The organism is Streptosporangium sp. DT93 (genome assembly GCF_049844535.1).
In the GTDB taxonomy this organism is placed as follows: Bacteria; Actinomycetota; Actinomycetes; order Streptosporangiales; family Streptosporangiaceae; genus Streptosporangium.
Map to the genome: position 1 here is coordinate 1 of NZ_JBNCLF010000008.1, position 17,378 is coordinate 17,378.

Here is a 17,378-nt window from a genome sequence, read left to right on the forward strand (position 1 = left end):
ACTACCGTCGTCAACAGGCCGCACTCACCGCTGCAGAAACCAAGTAGCCGAGTCTCCACGAAACCCGGCGCGGTTCAAGATGCACCGTCCAGGTGGGTTGTACCAACGGGGCGCTGGCCTTCTACTCCACCCGCAAGCTGAACTCGGTGCTGACCGAGTCGCTCAACGCCGGCGGCGGCTGGGATCCGGTGGACCGCCTGGATCTGAGTTACGCGTGGGTCTACACCCGCACCGACTTCGGCACACCCTATGACCCGGTGCTGTGGCTGGACACGATCCAGCACACCGGTCTGGCCGGTGGAGGCTCGGCCACGCTACCGGCAACCGACTTCGACGCGGTGATGCTGGCCGGGAAGATGGTCTATGACGACGCCTCGGACTGGACGCAGTACCTGTCGTGGCGGATGGTGCCGCGGATCGGCGCGATCGCCAACGGGATGGGCGGGCGCGTCGAGGTCGCCTACGGCCAAGCTGATCCATGCTCGGGCGGCAAGGGCCGCGACGGCACCAACTACCACGCCGACCATGTCGGTGACTGCTACAAGATCGACATGAGCGAGAGCGGCAACGAGGCCTGGACGCTGTACTACAAGCAACTGGTCACCAAGGTCACCGAAAAAGACACGGTCGCAGCCTCCCCGGACATGGTCAACGCCTACGAATACCTGGGCGCGCCGGGCTGGGCCTCACCGGTGGAGTACGCCGAGCCCGGCCTCTCACCGCCCTCGACCGACTGGCGTGGATACGCCACCGTGCGCACCACCCAGGGCTCGGGCACCGACGTGAACGGCTACACCGTCACCTCCGCCACCTTCCTGCGCGGCATGGGAACCACCATCACCAACTTCGAAGGCGGCACGGTCAGCGACGCCCGTGCTCTGCAAGGACAGGTGTTGCAGGAACAGTCATGGAAACTGACCACGCTGAGCCCACGCGTCCTCGCCGAAGTCGACGGAACACGGTATGAGTACTCCATCCTCGCGACCGGTACCGGTCCCGGGGTGCATGATCCGGTCAAGGTACTGACCACCCGTGAGCGCGATCGTGAACTTCTCGCGGGCGGTTCGTGGCGCTACACCGACGAGAAGACCGCCTACAACGCCGATGGCCTGCCCAACAAGGTCAACGACTACGGCCAGGACGGCGTCACGACCGACAACTCGTGTGTGTCGATCACCTACGCCCGCAACACCGACCCCGGCCAGTGGATGATCGACTATCCATCGGTGACAGAGAAACGGGCCGGGGACGAGTGCGCGGCCGGAACGCTGGTCAGCAAGTCGATCACACTGTATGACGGCGGCACCGACCCAGCCACCAACAAACCCACCGACGGCAACGTCACTGAGAGTCGCTCGTATGCGAACGCGACCACGATCTCGACCGCCAAGACGACCTATGACGACTACGGCCGCGTCCTGACCAGTGTTGATCCACGCAACAAGACCACCAGCACCCTCTACAGCCCGGCTGTTGGCTGGCCGTACACCGGGGTCACTGTCACCAACCCCCTCGGCCACACCACGATCACCAAGGACTCCCACCTTCACGGCGGCCCCCTGTCGGTCGTTGATGCCAACACCAAGAAGAGCGAGGTCGACTACGACGCTCTCGGACGCTCCACCAAGGTTTGGGGGCCGGGCCAGCCGCGCGCCGGCGGCACGCCCACCGCGACCCTCGCTTACCAGCTGACCGGCGCCACCCCGGCCAAGACCACGATCAATCGCCTACTGTCGGGCACCGGCAGCGGCGCGAAATGGCTGACCTCGCACACCTTCGACGACGGGTTCGGCCGCCAGCGCGAGACCCAGGCCACCTCCCCGGCCGGAGGACGGGTGGTAAACGTCACCACCTACGACGAACGCGGCTTGGTGGCGGCAGTGTCCGATCCGGTGCACAACGCTTCGACGGCCGGATCAGGGTTGCTGAATCCTGTTTTGACCAGCCTGCCGCAGTGGTCCAAGACTCTCTATGACGGGCTGGAGCGACCGGTCGCCGATGTCGATTATCACCTGGGCACCGAGCTGCGCCGCACTACCACCACCTACCCCGGCGCCGACCGGACCGAGACGGTCCCGCCGGTGGGGGGCAAAACCGTCAGCGTTCTGGACGCCTCTGGTCAGCTGTCCAAGGTTGAGGAATGGGTGGACGCGACCGCCCATCACGACACCGCCTACGCATATGACTTGGACGGCAACCTCACCACGATCACCGACGCCAAGGGCAAGATCCGCACCTTCACCTTCGACTGGCTGGGTCGGCGCACCGCCGCCACCGACCCCGACACCGGGGCTTCTTCCTCCGGCTACGACGCGGCCGGAAACCTGACCTGGAGCATCAACGGCAAAAACCAGAAGGTCTCCTACACCTATGACGATCTGGGACGGCGGGCCGCTCAATGGGCTGGAGAGGTGAGCATCGGTACCAAGCTCGCCGAATGGACCTATGACACCCTGGCCAAGGGTCGTCCGACCGCGGCGATCCGCTATACCGGCGGCCAGGCCTACGCCCAAACTGTCGCCGGTTATGACGCCGGCTACCGTCCCACCGGTTCCAAGGTGACCATTCCCGCTACCGAGGGCTTGCTCGGCGGCGAGTACGCCTTCACCTCCGGCTACGACGCCGCAGGCAACCTGATCAAACAGAGCTTGCCTGCCGTCGGCGGCCTGACGGCCGAGGAGCTCACCTTCGGCTACAGCGACTTAGGACTGCCCAAGACGCTCACCTCCAACCACGGCGGCGGCTTCACCTACGTCAAGGACACCACCTACACCGCCACGGCCCGTCTGAACGATCGCACCCATGGCGCCAACGGCCAGCTCAAGCGAGCCTTGGCCTGGGATGATGCCACAGGTCTGCTCAAGCGGGTCACCACCACGACCAAGGCCGACACCGCCGTCCCGGTCACCGCGCAAAACGACGAGTTCTTCTACAACACCGCCGCCCAGATCACCCGGATCCTGGACGCCGCCTCCGCCGTCCCGAACGGCACCACCGGACAGTCGGAGTGCTACACCTACGACGCTCGCCGCCGCCTGAGCACCGCGTTCACCACCACCGGCTCCTCTTGCGCGAGCCCCGCCGACGGCTTGGGACTGGATCCCTACAACCAGACCTACAGCTATGACGCGGTCGGCAACATCACCTCCCTGAGCGAGGACGGCCAGGCCGCCACCTACACCTACCCCACCGGGACCGTTCGTCCGAATGCGGTCACCTCCATCACCCGGCCCGGCGGCACCGACACCTACGGCTACGATGCCGCCGGGCAGATGACCAGCCGCACCGCCGCGGGCAAACAGGCCACCTTCGACTGGGACGAACTTGGTCGGCTCACCCAAGCTGTTGTCGACGGCCAGCAGACTTCCATGGTCTACGATGCCGCCGGCGAACGCCTGATCCGCCGCGACCCCGGCGGCGCGACCACCCTGTACCTGGGGGCGATGGAACTCACCCTGTCCGGCGGAGCGGTCAGCGCCAAACGCTACTACGCCGCAGCCGACGGCTCCACCATCGCTATGCGCACCTCTGCTGGTCTCACCTGGATGCTGCAAGGGCTGCACGGCAGCAATCAGCTCGCCATTAATGACGCCACCAGCCAGGTCAGCCGCGAGCGCTACACCCCCTTCGGTAAACGCCGCGATGACGACGACCTGCCCTTCACGGACCGGGGCTTCCTCGGCAAAGTCGAAGACGCCTCCACCGGCCTGACCTACCTCTCAGCGCGCTACTACGACCCGGCCGTCGCTAAATTCATCAGCCCCGACCCGGTGTTCAACTCGCTGATCCCAGCCTCATTCAATCCCTACGCCTACGCCGGCGACGACCCGATCGGCCAATCCGACCCTAGCGGCCTATGCCGTCCGGATTACTGTCCTCAGCGCGCCGGTGGCTTGCGCCGGCTGGCCGACAAGGCCAAAACCAAAGCGGAGAAGAAGAAATACGAAAAACTCGCCCGCAAGTCCGAGAAGGGCGAGGCGAAGCGCAATAAGCGTCAACAAAAGACATATGCAGAGTCTCAGAGGAAAGCGAGCCAAGAGCAGAAGATCTCTCAGCGAGAGGCGGCCAGGAGGAAGGCTGCCAGAGATGAGTACTATGCGAAAAACCGTGCCCGCTATGGCTGTGACCAGCCGCCGTGCTCGGATGGCCAAGCCCGTCCAGATGGACTCGTCGGGGAAGGGGAGGGGGTTCTTGAGGACCTTTTAGCAGCCCGGCTTGGCGCCCGGCGTAGCTCGAATGGGTCGAAAAGCTCGAAACGTAGGGACTCGGAATGTAGCAGTTTTGTGCCTGGCACCAAGGTGCTTATGGCCGATGGCTCTTCCAAGTCGATCGAAAAGATCAAGGTCGGCGAAAAAGTCCTTGCGACAGACCCGCACACCGGCAAGACCGAAGCCAAGTCCATAACAGCTCTTATCGGCAGCACAGGCGAAAAGCGGCTTGTGCGAATCAGCGTAATCACCGACGACGGCAAGCCCGGCAAGACGAGGGCAGTTCTAGCGACTGACCAACACCCGTTCTGGGTTGAATTCGAGCGCCGCTGGGTCGATGCCGATCAACTCAAGCCGGGCATGTGGCTCCGTACCGGCTCTGGCACATTTGCGCAGGTTTCCTCTGTCAAGGTTCAGCTTACCAAAAAACAGAACGTTCATAACCTAACCGTTGCCGATATCGCTACATACTATGTATTCGCTGGTATTGCGCCGGTTTTGGTGCATAACTCTGGCGGTCCTTGCCCGCACGTGAATTATGATGGCGTCCCGGAACACCTTAGGCCCGCCGCCGAGAACGTCATCAGGTCGATAGACAAGGATGGGACATTGCCCCCGGGGGTCAGGCAGGGGGGGACCCGTAAAAAGCCTGGTATTTACGGTGGGGAAGGTTTGCCACCCGCCTCGGAAAACTACTACACAGAAATGGATATCCTGCCTACGCCACCTGGCGGTAAGAGGGCGGACGGGCGACTGGTATACGGAGGGCGGGGCGAAATATGGTATACTAACCATTATAAGGATGGTTTCGTTCAGCTCAGGGGGCCGCACTGGTGAACGCTGATACGCCGAAGGCTTCGAAGCTGTGGGTCGACGTGGTGGGGCGTATTTCGTGGCTGCGTTCCCGACCATTTCTTGTAGATGTTTCGAAGGTGGGGGCTCTGGTCGGAGATCTTTCGGAGTCGGGGTTCCGGGTGGTGCGGGTGGATTTTCCTCGGGGTGCGGCGGATTCCGAGGAGGCGTTGTTGATCGAGCTCAGCGGGAGGCTTGGTTTCTCTGAGTCCGGTGCGGGGAGCTGGGCCGCTTACAATGACCGGCTCTGGGATCTACAAACGGCGGAGAGCGAGCCGCCTCTCGCCGTGCTGATCGAAGGACTCGACGCCCTTCTCCAATCAGACGTTCAGAGATTCGTCAGGTGTGTACACAACCTGCTCTCGATGACAGAAGCAGCCGATCCGGCAGACGCTGAAACAGGTCTTCAAATCGAATATTTTTTCACCGGTCGATGGGCCCTGGATCAAGAAAAACAGCCATGACCCCGGAAGGTATAAAGATGAAGACTCCAACAGGGGGCCGCACTGGTGAACGCTGATACGCCGAAGGCTTCGAAGCTGTGGGTCGACGTGGTGGGGCGTATTTCGTGGCTGCGTTCCCGACCATTTCTTGTAGATGTTTCGAAGGTGGGGGCTCTGGTCGGAGATCTTTCGGAGTCGGGGTTCCGGGTGGTGCGGGTGGATTTTCCTCGGGGTGCGGCGGATTCCGAGGAGGCGTTGTTGATCGAGCTCAGCGGGAGGCTTGGTTTCTCTGAGTCCGGTGCGGGGAACTGGGCCGCTTACAAAGACCGGCTCCGGGACCTGAAAACGGCGGAGAGCGAGCCGCCTCTCGCCGTGCTGATCGAAGGACTCGACGCCCTTCTCCAATCAGACGTTCAGAGATTCGTCAGGTGTGTACACAACCTGCTCTCGATGACAGAGGCTGTCGGTCTTTCAGACACGAAGGCAAATCTGCAGATTGAATACTTTTTCACCGGTTCGTGGGCTATGAACTCGGCGCGGAGACGCTAGCCTCGATCTTTCGTGATCTTCGTGTTGTCGGTTGAGAAATTCGGGTGAGGGTTGATTTCGCGTCCTGGTCAGCGTGGTGGCCCGGCTGTCGCGCCGGGTGGGCGGGGTTCCACGAGCCCGTGGGTGTCCTTTCTTGGTCGTTGGAACGGCTTGATGCTGGTCAAGGCGGCGCCGGTACGGCTTGCAGGCGGGTGGCAGCGGTGATGATCTGCGTTGCCCAGGTCGTCGGGCGGTGATGCGGAGCCGGAGCCGTCGGCCGCCGTGGCCCAGGCGTCCGGCGACGGTGAACAGGCGCAGTCGCAGGCGTTTGGGTGTGCCGAGTTAAGACGTACGTCGGCGGGCCCGCGGGTGGGGCCTGACGTGTCACGGCCCGGACCCGGGCGAAGCGAGGACGGGGGCCGAGAAGGGAAAGGGGAGTGGCCTGACCGTCGCCCTGCGGCTATGCCGGGGGAGGCGGTCGGCTGTGCCGGTTCGCCGCCGTTCGTGGTCGAGGGTCTATCGGGCCCGTGCCGCCAGGTCGGCCCGATCGACGTCGGCCAGGGCGAGGCCGTGGGAGACGGTGCCGTTCACGGTCTGCTCCTTCTTGTCGAGGTGGCTGGACGGGGCAAGGCAGGGCGAAAAGGGAAATGCCCGCCGGTGTCACGACGCGGGTGGTTCCGGGACGACGCCCCACCTGAACGTGGAGTCCTTCAGCAGTCGCTCCGTCACCATGATCCCGGTCAGGTGCTCGACGAGCAGGAACGCCGGCCCTCTGTAGAGCCGGGGATACGACGGATAGAACCTGTCGATCTTCGCCACCGTGTCCACGAGTTCGTCCGGAATCTCCATCAGGTATCCGTCGTCGCCGCCCCAGGCGAACCTGATCTCGCCGTCCTCGCACCAATAGAAGTAGTCCGTGTCCTCGATGCCGAGTGCCATCTGGGAGACGAGGCGGGTGCCCCGGGAGAGTTCGGTGATCACGTCTTCGCGGGTGCCGAGCCAGTCGGGGTCGAAGACGAACGTCCAGTCGCCGATGGAGGTGACGCCGAGAGGCTCCCCATGGCGTGGGTACTGATCCGGGTCGTCGGGGAAGGGGCCCGGCGTGAAGTCCTCCCAGCGGCCACCGAGGCGGGCGATCACCCGTTGAGGCGTGGCGCGGACGTAGATGAAGCTGTAGCACTCCTCTCCGTATTCGCCGCGGAGCCAGGAGACGTCGGGGGGTGCATGATCATGTCGTCATGCTGCCAGCCGCCACCGACAGGCGACGACAAGCGGACAACGCGGGCTGTTCGCGGTGAGGTGTCACAGTTCCGAAGGTGCCGGACATGAACAGGCGTCCGGCACCTTTCGGCAAGGAGATCGTGTGACCCACCGAGATCGCTTCGAGGCGGTCTATGACGCGTACTACCCGGCGATACACCAGTACGCCGCCCGCCGCGCCGGTTCTCCCGACGACACGGCCGACGTCATCTCCGAGACCTTCCTCACCGCCTGGCGGCGCATCGACGACGTGCCCGAGGGCGAGGAGGCGTTGCTGTGGCTGTACGGGGTGGCTCGCCGCGTGCTGGCCAACCAGCGGCGCGGCGCCGTCCGCAGGGCCGTGCTCGCCGAGCGGCTGCGCAAGGAACTGGCCGTCGGGCGGCCGGCCGGGCCGGTCGAGCTGGACCATGTCCGCGCCGCCTTCGACGAGCTGCCCGAGCGTGACCGCGAGGTCCTGGCGCTGGCCTGCTGGGAGGAACTGACCAGCGAGCGGATCGCCAAGGTCGTGGGATGCACGGCCATCGCCGCACGGACCCGGCTGCGCCGGGCGCGCAGACGGCTGGCGGCGGTGCTGGAGCGGCAGGCGTCCTTGACGACCGCGACGGGAGAAGCATGAGTGACATCGACGACCTGGTGAAGGCCATCGACCTCGCGCCGCACGCGCCGGATCAGGGGCCCGGCGCGCGCGAACTGCGCGAGGAGATCGTGATGACCCGGATCGAGCCCGGCACCCGCACCCGGACCCGGACCCGGACACGCTCGGTCCTGGCGGCCCGGCGGCGCCTGTCGTGGCGGATCGGCGCCGCCGGGCTGGTCGCGGCCGCGTCGGCACTCCTCGTCGGCCAGCTCGTTCCCCTCGGAGGGCCCTCTCCGACGGCCGTACCCGGTGGCGCCGAGCTGTCGGGGACCTCGGTCCTGCTGGCCGCCGCGGCCAAGGCCGAGGCCGCCCCCGAGGGGACCTACTGGCGCCTCAAGGAGCAGTACACGCATCGGCTGTTCTGGACGTTCGGCGAGAACGGCATCTCCTACGATCTGGAGCTCTCCCACGTGACGGAGACCTGGGTGGCCAAGGACGGTCGTAGCTGGGACGGCTTCAGGCAGCTGGCCTCGCGTCCGCTGGACCTGGAGGCATGGCGGCGGGACGGCTCACCGACCGAGTGGGCGATGGGCAGGGACCCCGCCCCTCCCTTCTCCGTCTCGCCCGGCGAGGGCAGGCTCTCGCGGAACAAGAGATGGGCGAAGATCTACTGGAGTGCCATGCCCATGACCCTGAAGCAGATCGAGGCGCTGCCCGCCGACCCCGAGGCGCTGAAGAAGCGGGCCCTGCGGGCGATCCGCAGGGACGCCGACCTCGTCACCCCGGCGGAGGAGGGCCTGCCGGAGACCCTGGCCTCGCTCCTGTACCAGCTGCCCGCCTCCCCGCAGGTGCGCAGCGCCGCCTACCGGGCGATGGCGACGCTGCCCGGGGTACGGGCCGAGGGCCCGGCCACCGACTCGCGGGGGCGGCGGGGCATCGCCGTGACCTTCCCGATCCAGCCGGAGCGAGGCACCAGGAGCAGGCTGATCATCGACCCCGCCACCTCCAAGGTGCTGTCGGTCGGTTCCATCGGCCTGCCGCGCGACAAGAGCGGAGACAGGGTGGTGCTGGAGTCGGGCTGGACCGACACCAGGCCGTCCCCGCCCTCGGCCGGGTGAGCCCCGGCGGCTGAGCGCGTTCTCGTCCAGGCGTCCGATCCGGTGCCCGGGGGCGTCGCCGATCAGGGTTCGCGGGCGCCGTACACGCGCACGATGCTGTGGCGGAGCGCCGTCGCCGCCTGGTCGGTGGTCATGCGGCCGGCGGCGACCTCGCCGCCGGCCGCGTGACCGAGGGCGATGGTCGCGGAGATCAGCCAGGCCGGGTCGAGGACGCCGTCGAACTCGCCGTCGGCCCGGCCGCGCCTGATCAGCTTCTCCAGGCCCTCGGTGACCGGGGCGTGCAGGCGGTCGGAGTCCGCCGGGTCGACGGCGGTCACCGAGGGGTGCAGGAGCAGCGGGTACCGGTCCATCAGCCGCCAGATGACGTCCAGCCAGCGCAGCAGCGCCTCCAGGGCGGTGCCGCTCTCCATGTCGGTGTCGAGGGCCGCGACGACCTCGGCGGTGATGCGGTCGACGACCGCGGCCACCAGCAGCGGCCGGGACGGGTAGTGGGCGTACACGGTCTGGCGGGTGACACCCGCCGCTGCGGCGACCTCCTCCACCGTCGCGTCCGGATGCCGGCCGAGCACCCGGACGGCGGCGTCCAGCACGGCGGCGGCGCTGCGCTCGGCGTCCGAACGCCGCCGGCGGCGCCGGGCACCCGTTATCTCTGACACGTTGTCCAATCTATCAGCCGACGTTATCGTGGACACGATGTCAAAGATAAGACGACCCAGGGAGATCGCATGACGCCTCGCGCCGATCTGTCCGGCTACCTGACCCGCTACCCGCGGGAGGCGGGGCTGGGGGAGGAGGATCCGGCGACCGTGCTGGACCGCTATCACACGCCGGACTACGAGATGGTCAACGACGGTGTGCGGCTGGACCGGCAGCGGCTGCTCGACCACATGCGGCCGGCCCGCAAGCGGGTCGCCGGTGTCCGTGTCGAGGTGGAGCAGGCGCTGGTGGACGGTGACCAGGTCGCCGCCCGGTACCGGCTCGTCGCGGAGATGCGCAAGGGCGGCGCCGTCGTCACCGAGATCTACATGTTCGGGGAGCTGGCCGCCGACGGCCGGTTGCGCCGCGCGGTCCAGATCACCCGGCCGATCCCGTCCGAGTAGATCCGCAGGAGCGGGAGCGCCGACCCCGGCAGGCGGGAAAGGGGGGGTGGTGTGGCGGGTCGCGCGGGCTGACCGGGGCGGGCCGTCGCGTTCCGGAAGGCGCCCTGCCCCTCCTCGTGGCCGTTGCCGGGGGGCGTCGTTGACAGGTTTGGCTAATGAGAGTAGCTTTTAGCTAATCGAGTTAGCCAAACCTGGAGGATGTCGTGACCGAACACCTCGCCGTCGACGGCGGCACGATCGCGTACGAGGTGACGGGGTCCGGGCCGCTGATCGTCCTCGCGCACGGCATGGGAGACAGCCGGGCCGCGTACCACGGCGTGATCCCGGAACTGGTGGCGGCGGGGTACCGGGTCGCCGCGGTCGACCTGCGCGGCTGCGGCGAGTCCAGCGTCGACTGGCCGTCCTGGAGCCGTACCGACATCGCCGGTGACCTGCTCGCCGTGATCCGCCACCTGGGCGGCCCGGCCGTGCTCGTCGGCCACTCGATCTCCGGCGGCGCCGCCACGATCGCCGCGGCGGCGGAGCCCTCGCTGGTCATCGCGGTCGTCGAGCTGGCGCCCTTCACCCGCAAGCAGTCGATCAGCCTCGGCGACCTGCGGGTGAAGCGCTTCCGGCGGGGCATGCTGCGGCTGGCCGGCGCGACCGCGTTCGGCAGCGTGCCGCTGTGGCGCTCCTACCTCGACGTGGCCTACCCCGGGACGAAGCCGGCCGGCTGGGCCGGCCGGCTCGACCGCGTCGACTCCCTGCTGCGCGAGCCGGGCCGGATGAAGGCCCTGCGGGGCATGGGCGGGGGCACCCCGGCCGACGCCGGCGCGCGGCTCGGCAATGTCCGCTGCCCGGTCCTGGTCGTGATGGGCACGCTCGACCCCGACTGGGCCGACCCGCGCGCCGAGGGTGAGGCGATCGTCGGCGCCCTGCCGTCCGGCCTCGGACGGCTGGAGATGATCGAGGGCGCCGGGCACTACCCGCACGACCAGTTCCCCGAGCGGGTGACCGAGCTCGTGCTGGACTTCCTCCGCTCGGACACCTTCCGTGCCTAGGGCCGGCCTGGACCCGGCGGCCGTGGTCGCGGCCGGAGCCGCCCTCGCCGACGAGGTGGGTCTCGCCGGACTGACGATGGGGTCGCTGGCCGAGCGGCTGGGGGTGCGCCCCCCGTCCCTGTACAAGCACGTGGACGGCCTGGAGGACCTCACCCGGCGCATCGCGGTCCTGGCGCTGGGCGAGGCCGCCGAGGCCATCGGCGGCGCGGTCCAGGGGTACGCGGGCCGCGACGCCCTGGAGGCCGCGGCGCGCGCCTTCCGCGCCTTCGTCCTGGAGCACCCCGGCCGGTACGCCGCGACGATCGGCGTGGAACCGTCCGGCCCGGACGACCCGCTGGCCACCGAGAGCCGGCGCGCGCTGGGCGCGTTCACGGCGGTCCTGCGCGGCTACGAGATCGGGGAGTCGGAGATGGACCACGCCCTGCGCATGCTCCGCAGCCTCTTCCACGGCTTCGCCACGCTGCAGGTGAACGGCGGTTTCCAGTGGAGCGCCGACGTCGACGAGAGCTTCGAGTGGCTGATCGCCTTCGTCGACCGGGGCCTGAGCGCCCTGGGAACGCGGCCGGCGGCGGCCGCACCCGCCGCGGCGCCCTGAGGCGTGCCTGACGATCCGGTGTGGTGGCCGTTCCGCCGGCGGCGCCTGATGATGCTCTCCGCCACGACGAGGTCGACGATCCAGCCGAGGGTCTGGCCGATCGGGATCAGGGACCCAACGCGTTCCCCGATCGGTCCGGCGTCACCGGGGACGAACGGAACCTGGGCCAGGAGCAGCAGCGGGGTGAGGACACGCGAGGTGACGGCGAGGAACGTCAGCGCGTAGTTGCGCGTCATCCAGTCCCGGTGGCCGGCGAAGTCCCGGCGGCGGGCGGCACGGCAGGCGAGCCCACCGGTGATCAGCCACAGGACGGCCGCGGTGGTGAGACCGATCTGGGTCACGACGCGGCCGGACCACAACGCGACCGGGATCGCGGTCACCGCGGAGGGCAGGACTCCGGCGACGAGGTAGACCCGGCCGATCGTACGGTGCAGGGTCCGGCGCGCCCGCACCCCGGGCATGAACTGCAGCGGTCCGAGCACGATGGCGACCGCGGCCGTGAAGATGTGCGCCACGAGCATGCGGTAGTGCAGGGTCCCGCCCACCTCCAGGCGGCTGTCGTCGATGTCGAGCCCCAGGTACGGGCCGAGGAGGACGACCCCGACGACGAGCGCGGCGGCGAACATCGGCCATGCGCCTCGTGGGCGCGGCAGGGTCATCGCCCGGCCCGGCGTTCCCGTCCGACGGCGATCGAACCGGCCGCCAGGGCGACGACGACACCGGCCAGCTGTGTCACGGTGCCGATCACCCCGCCGACGCCCGCGTCGCCGGTCAGGTAACCGATGCCGGCCCCGCTGACCACGCTGGACAGGACGAACCCGACGATCACGAACAGGCCCAGGAACGCGCCGACGCCCGGCGCCCAGAAACGCCTCACCAGACCGACGAACGCGGCGCCGCCCGCCAGGATCAGCAGACCCGGCGGCGGGTAGAACGGGAACTCGACCCCTGACGCCCACAGCATCGCGATGCCGGCGGCGCCCGTGGCGAGCCCGCAGACCGTGAGCCTGCGGGGTGTGGTCGACGTGGTTGTCACACGATTGGTCATCGACGCAGCATGCCGGGGCGCGGCGGCGCCGGCATCGGCTCGATCGCGGCGGCGGTCGTACGCAGAATCGCGTACGCGGCACGGTCGCCGTCCTGCGAGGATGACCGGATGGGGTGGATCCGTTCCTCCGCGGCGGACCTGGGCGCGGCCGCCCTGCTCGCCGCAGCCGCCGTCGCCGGCAGCGCCGTGGCCGACGAGGTCGGCCGTCCGTCGGTGCCGATGGGCACGCCGGGCCATGTCCTGGTGGTGATCGCGGCGCTCGGCCTGGCGGCGCGCCGGCGTCGGCCGCTCGTGACGCTGACGACCGCGGCGGTCTGCACCGGCGTGTACCTCGCGCTGGGCTACGCCTACGGTCCAGTCATTCTCGTGCTCATGATCGCGGTGTACAGCGCGGCCAGGCACACTCCTCCCCGGGCCTTCGTCTGGTGCGCGGCGGCGACGTCGACGCTGCTCCTGGTCCACCTGCTCACCTCCGACCGCGCGCTGGGATGGCTGGGCGTGGTGCCGACGGCCGCGTGGGTGGCCGTTCCCGGCGCCCTGGGACACAGCCTGCGCCTGCGGCACCAGGCCGACCGGCGGGCACGGGCCGAGGCGATACGGCAGGGGCTGAGCGACGAGCGTCTCCGCGTCGCCCAGGAGGTCCACGACGTCGTCGGGCACGGCCTGGCCGCCATCAAGATGCAGGCCGATGTCGCCCTGCACGTCATGTCCCGGCGGCCCGGCCAGGCTCGGGTGGCACTGGAGGCGATCAGCCGGAGCAGCGGGCAGGCGCTCGACGAACTGCGCACCACACTGGCCGCCGTGCGGCACGCCGACGGCGACGACCGCGCCCCCGTCGCCGGTCTCGGCCGCCTGAACGACCTGCGCCGGCGGATGGCCGACGCGGGCGTGACGGTACGCGTCGACACCACGGGGACGCGTTTCGGCGCCGTTTCCCCGCAGGTCGACCTGGCCGGGTATCGCATCGTGCAGGAATCGCTCACGAACGTGTTGCGGCACGGACGCTGCGAGCGGGCCGACGTCACTGTCCGGTACACCGCCGACAGTGTCACGATCACGGTCGCGAACCCGATCACCGGCACGCCCGCACCCGGCACCGGCACCGGCACCGGCATCAGCGGGATGCGGGCACGGGTGGAGGCGCTGGGCGGTGACTTCGCCGCCGGGCCGGTGGCCCGGCGGTTCGAGGTCCGCGCGCGGCTTCCCACCGGGGGCGGCACATGATCGGCGTCCTGATCGCCGACGACCAGGAACTCGTCCGGCTCGGGCTGCGCGCCCTCATCGCCGAAGAGGACGGCCTCACCTGCGTCGGCGAGGCCGCCGACGGCCTCGCCACGGTGGCGACGGCCGTCCGCACCAGACCGGACATCGTGCTGATGGACATCCGCATGCCGGGTATCGACGGACTGGAGGCGACCCGCAGGATCGTCGCCGACCCCCGGCTGAGCGCGACACGCGTCATCGTGCTCACCACCTTCGAACACGACCGGTACGTCTTCGACGCCCTGCGGAACGGAGCGAGCGGCTTCCTGCTCAAGGACACCGCGCCGGCGGAGCTTCTCCGCGCCATCCGCACCGTCGCCGACGGCGGCGCGCTGATGTCACCGTCGGTCACCCGCACACTGCTTCGGGAGTTCGTCACGCTCCGGCCCCGCACGAGGCTTCCCCACCCGCAACTGCACACCCTCACCGATCGGGAACGCGAGGCCGTGGTGCTCGCCGCGGAGGGACTCGCCAACGACGAGATCGGCAGGCGCCTTCGCATCAGCACCGCCACCGCCCGCACGCACGTGAGCCGCGCCATGGTCAAGCTCGGCGCCCGCGACCGCGCGCAACTCGTCGTGTTCGCCTACCGGTCCGGGCTCGTCGACTGAGACGTGGCCGCTGAACGATCTCGACGGTCCGGCCGGACGACCCCTCGTGGCGCGATGAGGTGAGGCCCCGCTCCGCGATCCTCGACGTCATCCGCCGGATCTTCGACACCGATGTCCTCGGCGTCGTCACCGGCGCCTTCACCGACGACACGGGTTCGGTGCCCTGGCAGGAGCGGCCGGTGCGGGTCCAGGGAGCCGGTCCCCGCGACCGGTCCAGGGGGCGGGGGAAACCCGGTGCGGGTCGTCCCGTCAGGCCGTGAGGTAGAGGGTGAGCATGGCCGTGAGCTCGTTCTCCAGCCGGGAGAGGTCGACGGGGTCGGGGGCGGCGATGAGCTGGTGGACGACGAGCTCGACCGTGGAGACGGCGAGCCGGGCCGCGGTGTGCGTGTCCTCGACCCGCACCTCGGGGTGATGGTCCAGCAGGTCCCGCATGGAGGTGACCAGGACCCTCTCGTGCCGGGAGATCCTCTCCAGCAGCGCGCCGGAGCGGGGGGCCTGCTCGACCATCACGCGCAGCAGCTGCGGATCGTCGAGGTGGTTCTCGATCGCCGCCCGTACGAAGACGCGGACGATCCCCTCCAGGGAGTCGGGCGGCTCCTCGCCCTGGTGGTGCTCGACGGCGGCCATCCCGGCGTCGAGGTGCGCGGCCAGCAGCTCCACCAGGATCGCGTCCTTGTTCGGGTAGTACTGGTACAGCGAGCCGATCGAGATCCGGGCCCGTTCGGCGATCCGGTTGGTGGTGCCCGAGGCGTAGCCGTGCTCGGCGAAAACGTGAGCAGCCGCCGTGAGGATGCGCTGCCGGGTGATCTCGGCCCGGGGTTGGCGTGGCTGTTTACGTGGGCGGAGCCGGCGTTCGTCGGACGTCATGACACCTCCTGGACGGCGCCGGAAAGCGAGTGGCGCGCGATGTGAATAATTGCTCATAATACTGCCCTGAGCTGCGGAGAAGTAGGAAAGAGTCGTCGTGGGAGCAGTTGCTCGGCTCATACCGCCGCCGACCGGCCGAACCCGATGAGGAACGACATGCTGCCCAAGGTACGCGCCCCCGAGACACGCAGAATGATCACGCTGGAGGTGCTCGCGAACACCGCGCTGAGCCCCGGCTTCACGACCGTCACCCTCGGCGGCCCCGAGCTGGAACACCTGAGACCCACCGGAGACGACCAGACCGTGCGGCTGTTCTTCCCCCGCGACGGGCAGGACCGGCTGCGGATGCCCACCTTCTCCAACGAGGCGTGGATGGCGGAGCTGCTCCTGATGCCCAGGTCACGCCGCCCCTGGGTGCGCAACTTCACGATCAGGCGGGTCCGGCCGGAACTCGGCGAGGTGGACATCGAGTTCGCCCTGCACGGCGACGCCCCGGCCTCCTCCTGGGCCCGCAGCGCCCGGCCGGGATCGCCGGCGGGCATCTTCGACATGGGGGTGAGCTACCTGCCGCCGGCCGGGGCGTCCTGGCAGTTGCTGGTGGGGGAGGAGAGCGCCGTGCCGGCGATCCTGGCCATCCTGGAGCACGCCCCCGCGTCGCTGGCCGCGGAGGTCTTCCTGGAGGTGCCGCGGACGGAGGACATCCGGCCGGACGTCGTCGCCCCCGAGGGGGTACGCGTGCACTGGCTGGCCCGCGACGGCGCGGACGGCCTGCCGGGAACGCTGGCCCTGGAGGCGGTCAGGCGCTCCCCGCTGCGGCCGGGCCGCTTCTACACCTGGGTCGCGGGCGAGGCCAGGCTGCCCACCGGCCTGCGCCGCCACCTGGTGAACGACCGGGGCGTGCCGAAGTCCGACATCGCGTTCCTCGGGTACTGGCGGCACGGGCGGTCGAGCCCCGGCTGACGCCCGGCGCGCGCGACGGGACCCTCGGCGCGGGACGACGGCCGTGTGGAGGACCGCGCCGCGGGGAGCCCCGGCGCGTACGGGCTCAGAAGCCCGGGAACACCCGGCGCAGGTGGTCCAGGGTGACCCCGTCGCCGATGACCGTCACCGTCGCCGGGGTGTTCTCGGGCGCCAGCCTGCCGGTGAGCAGGCGGATCCACGCCTCGGCGGGCAGCGACAGGACGACGTCGGCGTCCTCGGGGGCCTCGCTGAAGCCGACGGTCTCGCCGAGGATCAGGCCCAGCCTCCGCTCAGGATCGGTGGTCTCGACCCGCAGCGTGGTGGCCAGGCGCGGGTCCAGCGCGTCGGACCTGGCGATGAAACCGGTCAGGAAACCGAGCGGCCCGGCGTGCAGGTCGGTCAGCACCCCGGCCGCCTCCGGCGCGACGGCGGCCCCCGGGTCGAAGGCGACGCGCACGTCCCAGGTGTGCAGGGCGGTCTCGTTCAGGCGCATCCCGGCCACCAGCGCGACGTCGCCGGGCTCGGGCAGGAAGCCCAGCTTGATCCGCAGTTCCTCGCGGGCGCCCGCGTCCAGGCTCTCGTACGCGGAGACGATCTCGGCGTCCGCGGTCGCGAAGTCCTCGGCCTGCTCCTTGGGGCCCTTGGCGTTCCAGCGGTCCCAGACCCCGTTCATGAAGTCCGAGCCGGGGGCCTCCCGGCCCTCCTGCGCCGCGCGCAGCGTCTCCAGGCCGATCTCCGCGCCGCTGCCGAGGTGGCTGAGCACCTGGGCGACGGTCCACTCCGAGCAGCCCGAGGTACGGGTGAGATCGGGCGCGTCCAGATCGCGGACGAGGGCGGTCAGCTCGTCGTGGGTGGTGCGCAGGGCCGCGATGGTCCTGTCGGCGAGGGTGGTCATGGTGCTCCTGACG

General features: G+C 69.1%; 16 protein-coding genes and 2 pseudogenes. 12 read left to right on the top strand and 6 right to left on the bottom strand.

From position 1 onward, the window contains the following. Positions 1-92 precede the first annotated feature (92 nt). Genes ACLQ2R_RS18740 through ACLQ2R_RS18750 form a run of 3 tightly spaced genes read left to right on the top strand, consistent with a single transcriptional unit; the run spans position 93 to position 6,052 of the window. Positions 93-5,045 (top strand): polymorphic toxin-type HINT domain-containing protein, encoded by a 4,953-nt coding sequence (locus tag ACLQ2R_RS18740; protein ID WP_425961162.1) that lies wholly within the window; start codon positions 93-95, stop codon positions 5,043-5,045. Further along, the gene (locus ACLQ2R_RS18745; protein WP_425961163.1) at positions 5,042-5,524 is read left to right on the top strand and encodes a hypothetical protein; all 483 of its coding nucleotides are present in this window, start codon (positions 5,042-5,044) and stop codon (positions 5,522-5,524) included. Before ACLQ2R_RS18740 ends, ACLQ2R_RS18745 begins: the two co-directional genes overlap by 4 nt. A gap of 45 nt (positions 5,525-5,569) precedes the next feature. After that, a complete protein-coding gene (locus tag ACLQ2R_RS18750; protein ID WP_425961164.1) occupies positions 5,570-6,052 on the top strand; it encodes a hypothetical protein in 483 nt (160 codons plus the stop codon). A gap of 639 nt (positions 6,053-6,691) precedes the next feature. Here ACLQ2R_RS18750 and ACLQ2R_RS18755 read toward each other — a convergent pair. Further along, positions 6,692-7,204 (bottom strand): annotated as a pseudogene (locus ACLQ2R_RS18755) (DUF6461 domain-containing protein); the annotation flags it as partial. Positions 7,205-7,394: 190 nt separating this feature from the next. Here ACLQ2R_RS18755 and ACLQ2R_RS18760 point away from each other — a divergent pair. After that, positions 7,395-7,907, top strand: a complete 513-nt coding sequence (locus tag ACLQ2R_RS18760) for an RNA polymerase sigma factor (RefSeq protein WP_425961165.1) — start codon at positions 7,395-7,397, stop codon at positions 7,905-7,907. Further along, a complete protein-coding gene (locus tag ACLQ2R_RS18765) occupies positions 7,904-8,986 on the top strand; it encodes a CU044_5270 family protein (RefSeq protein ID WP_425961167.1) in 1,083 nt (360 codons plus the stop codon). The genes ACLQ2R_RS18760 and ACLQ2R_RS18765 overlap by 4 nt, the downstream gene beginning before the upstream one ends. Before the next feature lie 62 nt (positions 8,987-9,048). On the opposite strand, the gene ACLQ2R_RS18770 is transcribed toward ACLQ2R_RS18765, so the two are convergent. Then, entirely contained in the window at positions 9,049-9,642 is a 594-nt protein-coding gene (locus tag ACLQ2R_RS18770; protein ID WP_425961168.1) for a TetR/AcrR family transcriptional regulator, read from the bottom strand. Between the two features lie 69 nt (positions 9,643-9,711). Between ACLQ2R_RS18770 and ACLQ2R_RS18775 the strand changes: the two genes are divergently transcribed. The 3 genes from ACLQ2R_RS18775 (at position 9,712) to ACLQ2R_RS18785 (ending at position 11,721) form a co-directional block, all read left to right on the top strand. After that, positions 9,712-10,086 carry a nuclear transport factor 2 family protein gene (locus ACLQ2R_RS18775; RefSeq protein ID WP_425961170.1) on the top strand — a complete coding sequence of 125 codons (375 nt, stop codon included), beginning with the start codon at positions 9,712-9,714 and terminating at the stop codon, positions 10,084-10,086. A gap of 203 nt (positions 10,087-10,289) precedes the next feature. Continuing rightward, positions 10,290-11,126, top strand: a complete 837-nt coding sequence (locus ACLQ2R_RS18780) for an alpha/beta fold hydrolase (protein ID WP_425961171.1) — start codon at positions 10,290-10,292, stop codon at positions 11,124-11,126. After that, positions 11,119-11,721: a TetR/AcrR family transcriptional regulator gene (locus tag ACLQ2R_RS18785; RefSeq protein ID WP_425961173.1), complete on the top strand. Its 603-nt coding sequence runs from the start codon at positions 11,119-11,121 to the stop codon at positions 11,719-11,721. The genes ACLQ2R_RS18780 and ACLQ2R_RS18785 overlap by 8 nt, the downstream gene beginning before the upstream one ends. Positions 11,722-11,897: 176 nt before the next feature. On the opposite strand, the pseudogene ACLQ2R_RS18790 reads toward ACLQ2R_RS18785, so the two are convergent. Continuing rightward, a pseudogene (locus ACLQ2R_RS18790) lies at positions 11,898-12,380 on the bottom strand (DUF2306 domain-containing protein); the annotation flags it as partial. Next, complete coding sequence (locus ACLQ2R_RS18795; RefSeq protein WP_425961174.1) at positions 12,377-12,769, bottom strand: hypothetical protein; 393 nt, start codon at positions 12,767-12,769, stop codon at positions 12,377-12,379. The gene ACLQ2R_RS18795 and the pseudogene ACLQ2R_RS18790, both read right to left, overlap by 4 nt. A 108-nt stretch (positions 12,770-12,877) precedes the next feature. Here ACLQ2R_RS18795 and ACLQ2R_RS18800 point away from each other — a divergent pair, with 108 nt between their 5' ends. Genes ACLQ2R_RS18800 through ACLQ2R_RS18810 form a run of 3 tightly spaced genes read left to right on the top strand, consistent with a single transcriptional unit; the run spans position 12,878 to position 14,903 of the window. After that, positions 12,878-13,993, top strand: coding sequence for a sensor histidine kinase (locus ACLQ2R_RS18800; protein WP_425961175.1), 1,116 nt, complete (start codon positions 12,878-12,880; stop codon positions 13,991-13,993). Next, positions 13,990-14,643: a response regulator gene (locus ACLQ2R_RS18805; protein ID WP_425961176.1), complete on the top strand. Its 654-nt coding sequence runs from the start codon at positions 13,990-13,992 to the stop codon at positions 14,641-14,643. The genes ACLQ2R_RS18800 and ACLQ2R_RS18805 overlap by 4 nt, the downstream gene beginning before the upstream one ends. 59 nt (positions 14,644-14,702) lie before the next feature. Then, positions 14,703-14,903, top strand: a complete 201-nt coding sequence (locus ACLQ2R_RS18810) for a hypothetical protein (protein ID WP_425961178.1) — start codon at positions 14,703-14,705, stop codon at positions 14,901-14,903. Here the strand turns inward: ACLQ2R_RS18810 and ACLQ2R_RS18815 are convergent. Then, positions 14,893-15,510 (bottom strand): TetR/AcrR family transcriptional regulator, encoded by a 618-nt coding sequence (locus tag ACLQ2R_RS18815; RefSeq protein ID WP_425961180.1) that lies wholly within the window; start codon positions 15,508-15,510, stop codon positions 14,893-14,895. The two genes, ACLQ2R_RS18810 and ACLQ2R_RS18815, sit on opposite strands and share 11 nt — an antisense overlap. A gap of 156 nt (positions 15,511-15,666) precedes the next feature. On the opposite strand from ACLQ2R_RS18815, the gene ACLQ2R_RS18820 reads away from it, so the two are divergent. Continuing rightward, a complete protein-coding gene (locus ACLQ2R_RS18820; protein ID WP_425961181.1) occupies positions 15,667-16,470 on the top strand; it encodes a siderophore-interacting protein in 804 nt (267 codons plus the stop codon). An 85-nt stretch (positions 16,471-16,555) separates the two neighbouring features. On the opposite strand, the gene ACLQ2R_RS18825 is transcribed toward ACLQ2R_RS18820, so the two are convergent. Beyond that, complete coding sequence (locus tag ACLQ2R_RS18825; protein ID WP_425961182.1) at positions 16,556-17,365, bottom strand: maleylpyruvate isomerase family mycothiol-dependent enzyme; 810 nt, start codon at positions 17,363-17,365, stop codon at positions 16,556-16,558. Positions 17,366-17,378 lie beyond the last annotated feature (13 nt).

What these genes read in the sequence shown, in the direction of transcription:
- ACLQ2R_RS18765 (WP_425961167.1), top strand. Translation starts at nt 7,904, where the DNA reads ATGAGTGACATCGACGACCTGGTGAAGGCCATCGACCTCGCGCCGCAC.
- ACLQ2R_RS18775 (WP_425961170.1), top strand. Translation starts at nt 9,712, where the DNA reads ATGACGCCTCGCGCCGATCTGTCCGGCTACCTGACCCGCTACCCGCGG.
- ACLQ2R_RS18795 (WP_425961174.1), bottom strand. Translation starts at nt 12,769, where the DNA reads ATGACCAATCGTGTGACAACCACGTCGACCACACCCCGCAGGCTCACG.
- ACLQ2R_RS18800 (WP_425961175.1), top strand. Translation starts at nt 12,878, where the DNA reads ATGGGGTGGATCCGTTCCTCCGCGGCGGACCTGGGCGCGGCCGCCCTG.
- ACLQ2R_RS18805 (WP_425961176.1), top strand. Translation starts at nt 13,990, where the DNA reads ATGATCGGCGTCCTGATCGCCGACGACCAGGAACTCGTCCGGCTCGGG.
- ACLQ2R_RS18815 (WP_425961180.1), bottom strand. Translation starts at nt 15,510, where the DNA reads ATGACGTCCGACGAACGCCGGCTCCGCCCACGTAAACAGCCACGCCAA.
- ACLQ2R_RS18820 (WP_425961181.1), top strand. Translation starts at nt 15,667, where the DNA reads ATGCTGCCCAAGGTACGCGCCCCCGAGACACGCAGAATGATCACGCTG.
- ACLQ2R_RS18825 (WP_425961182.1), bottom strand. Translation starts at nt 17,365, where the DNA reads ATGACCACCCTCGCCGACAGGACCATCGCGGCCCTGCGCACCACCCAC.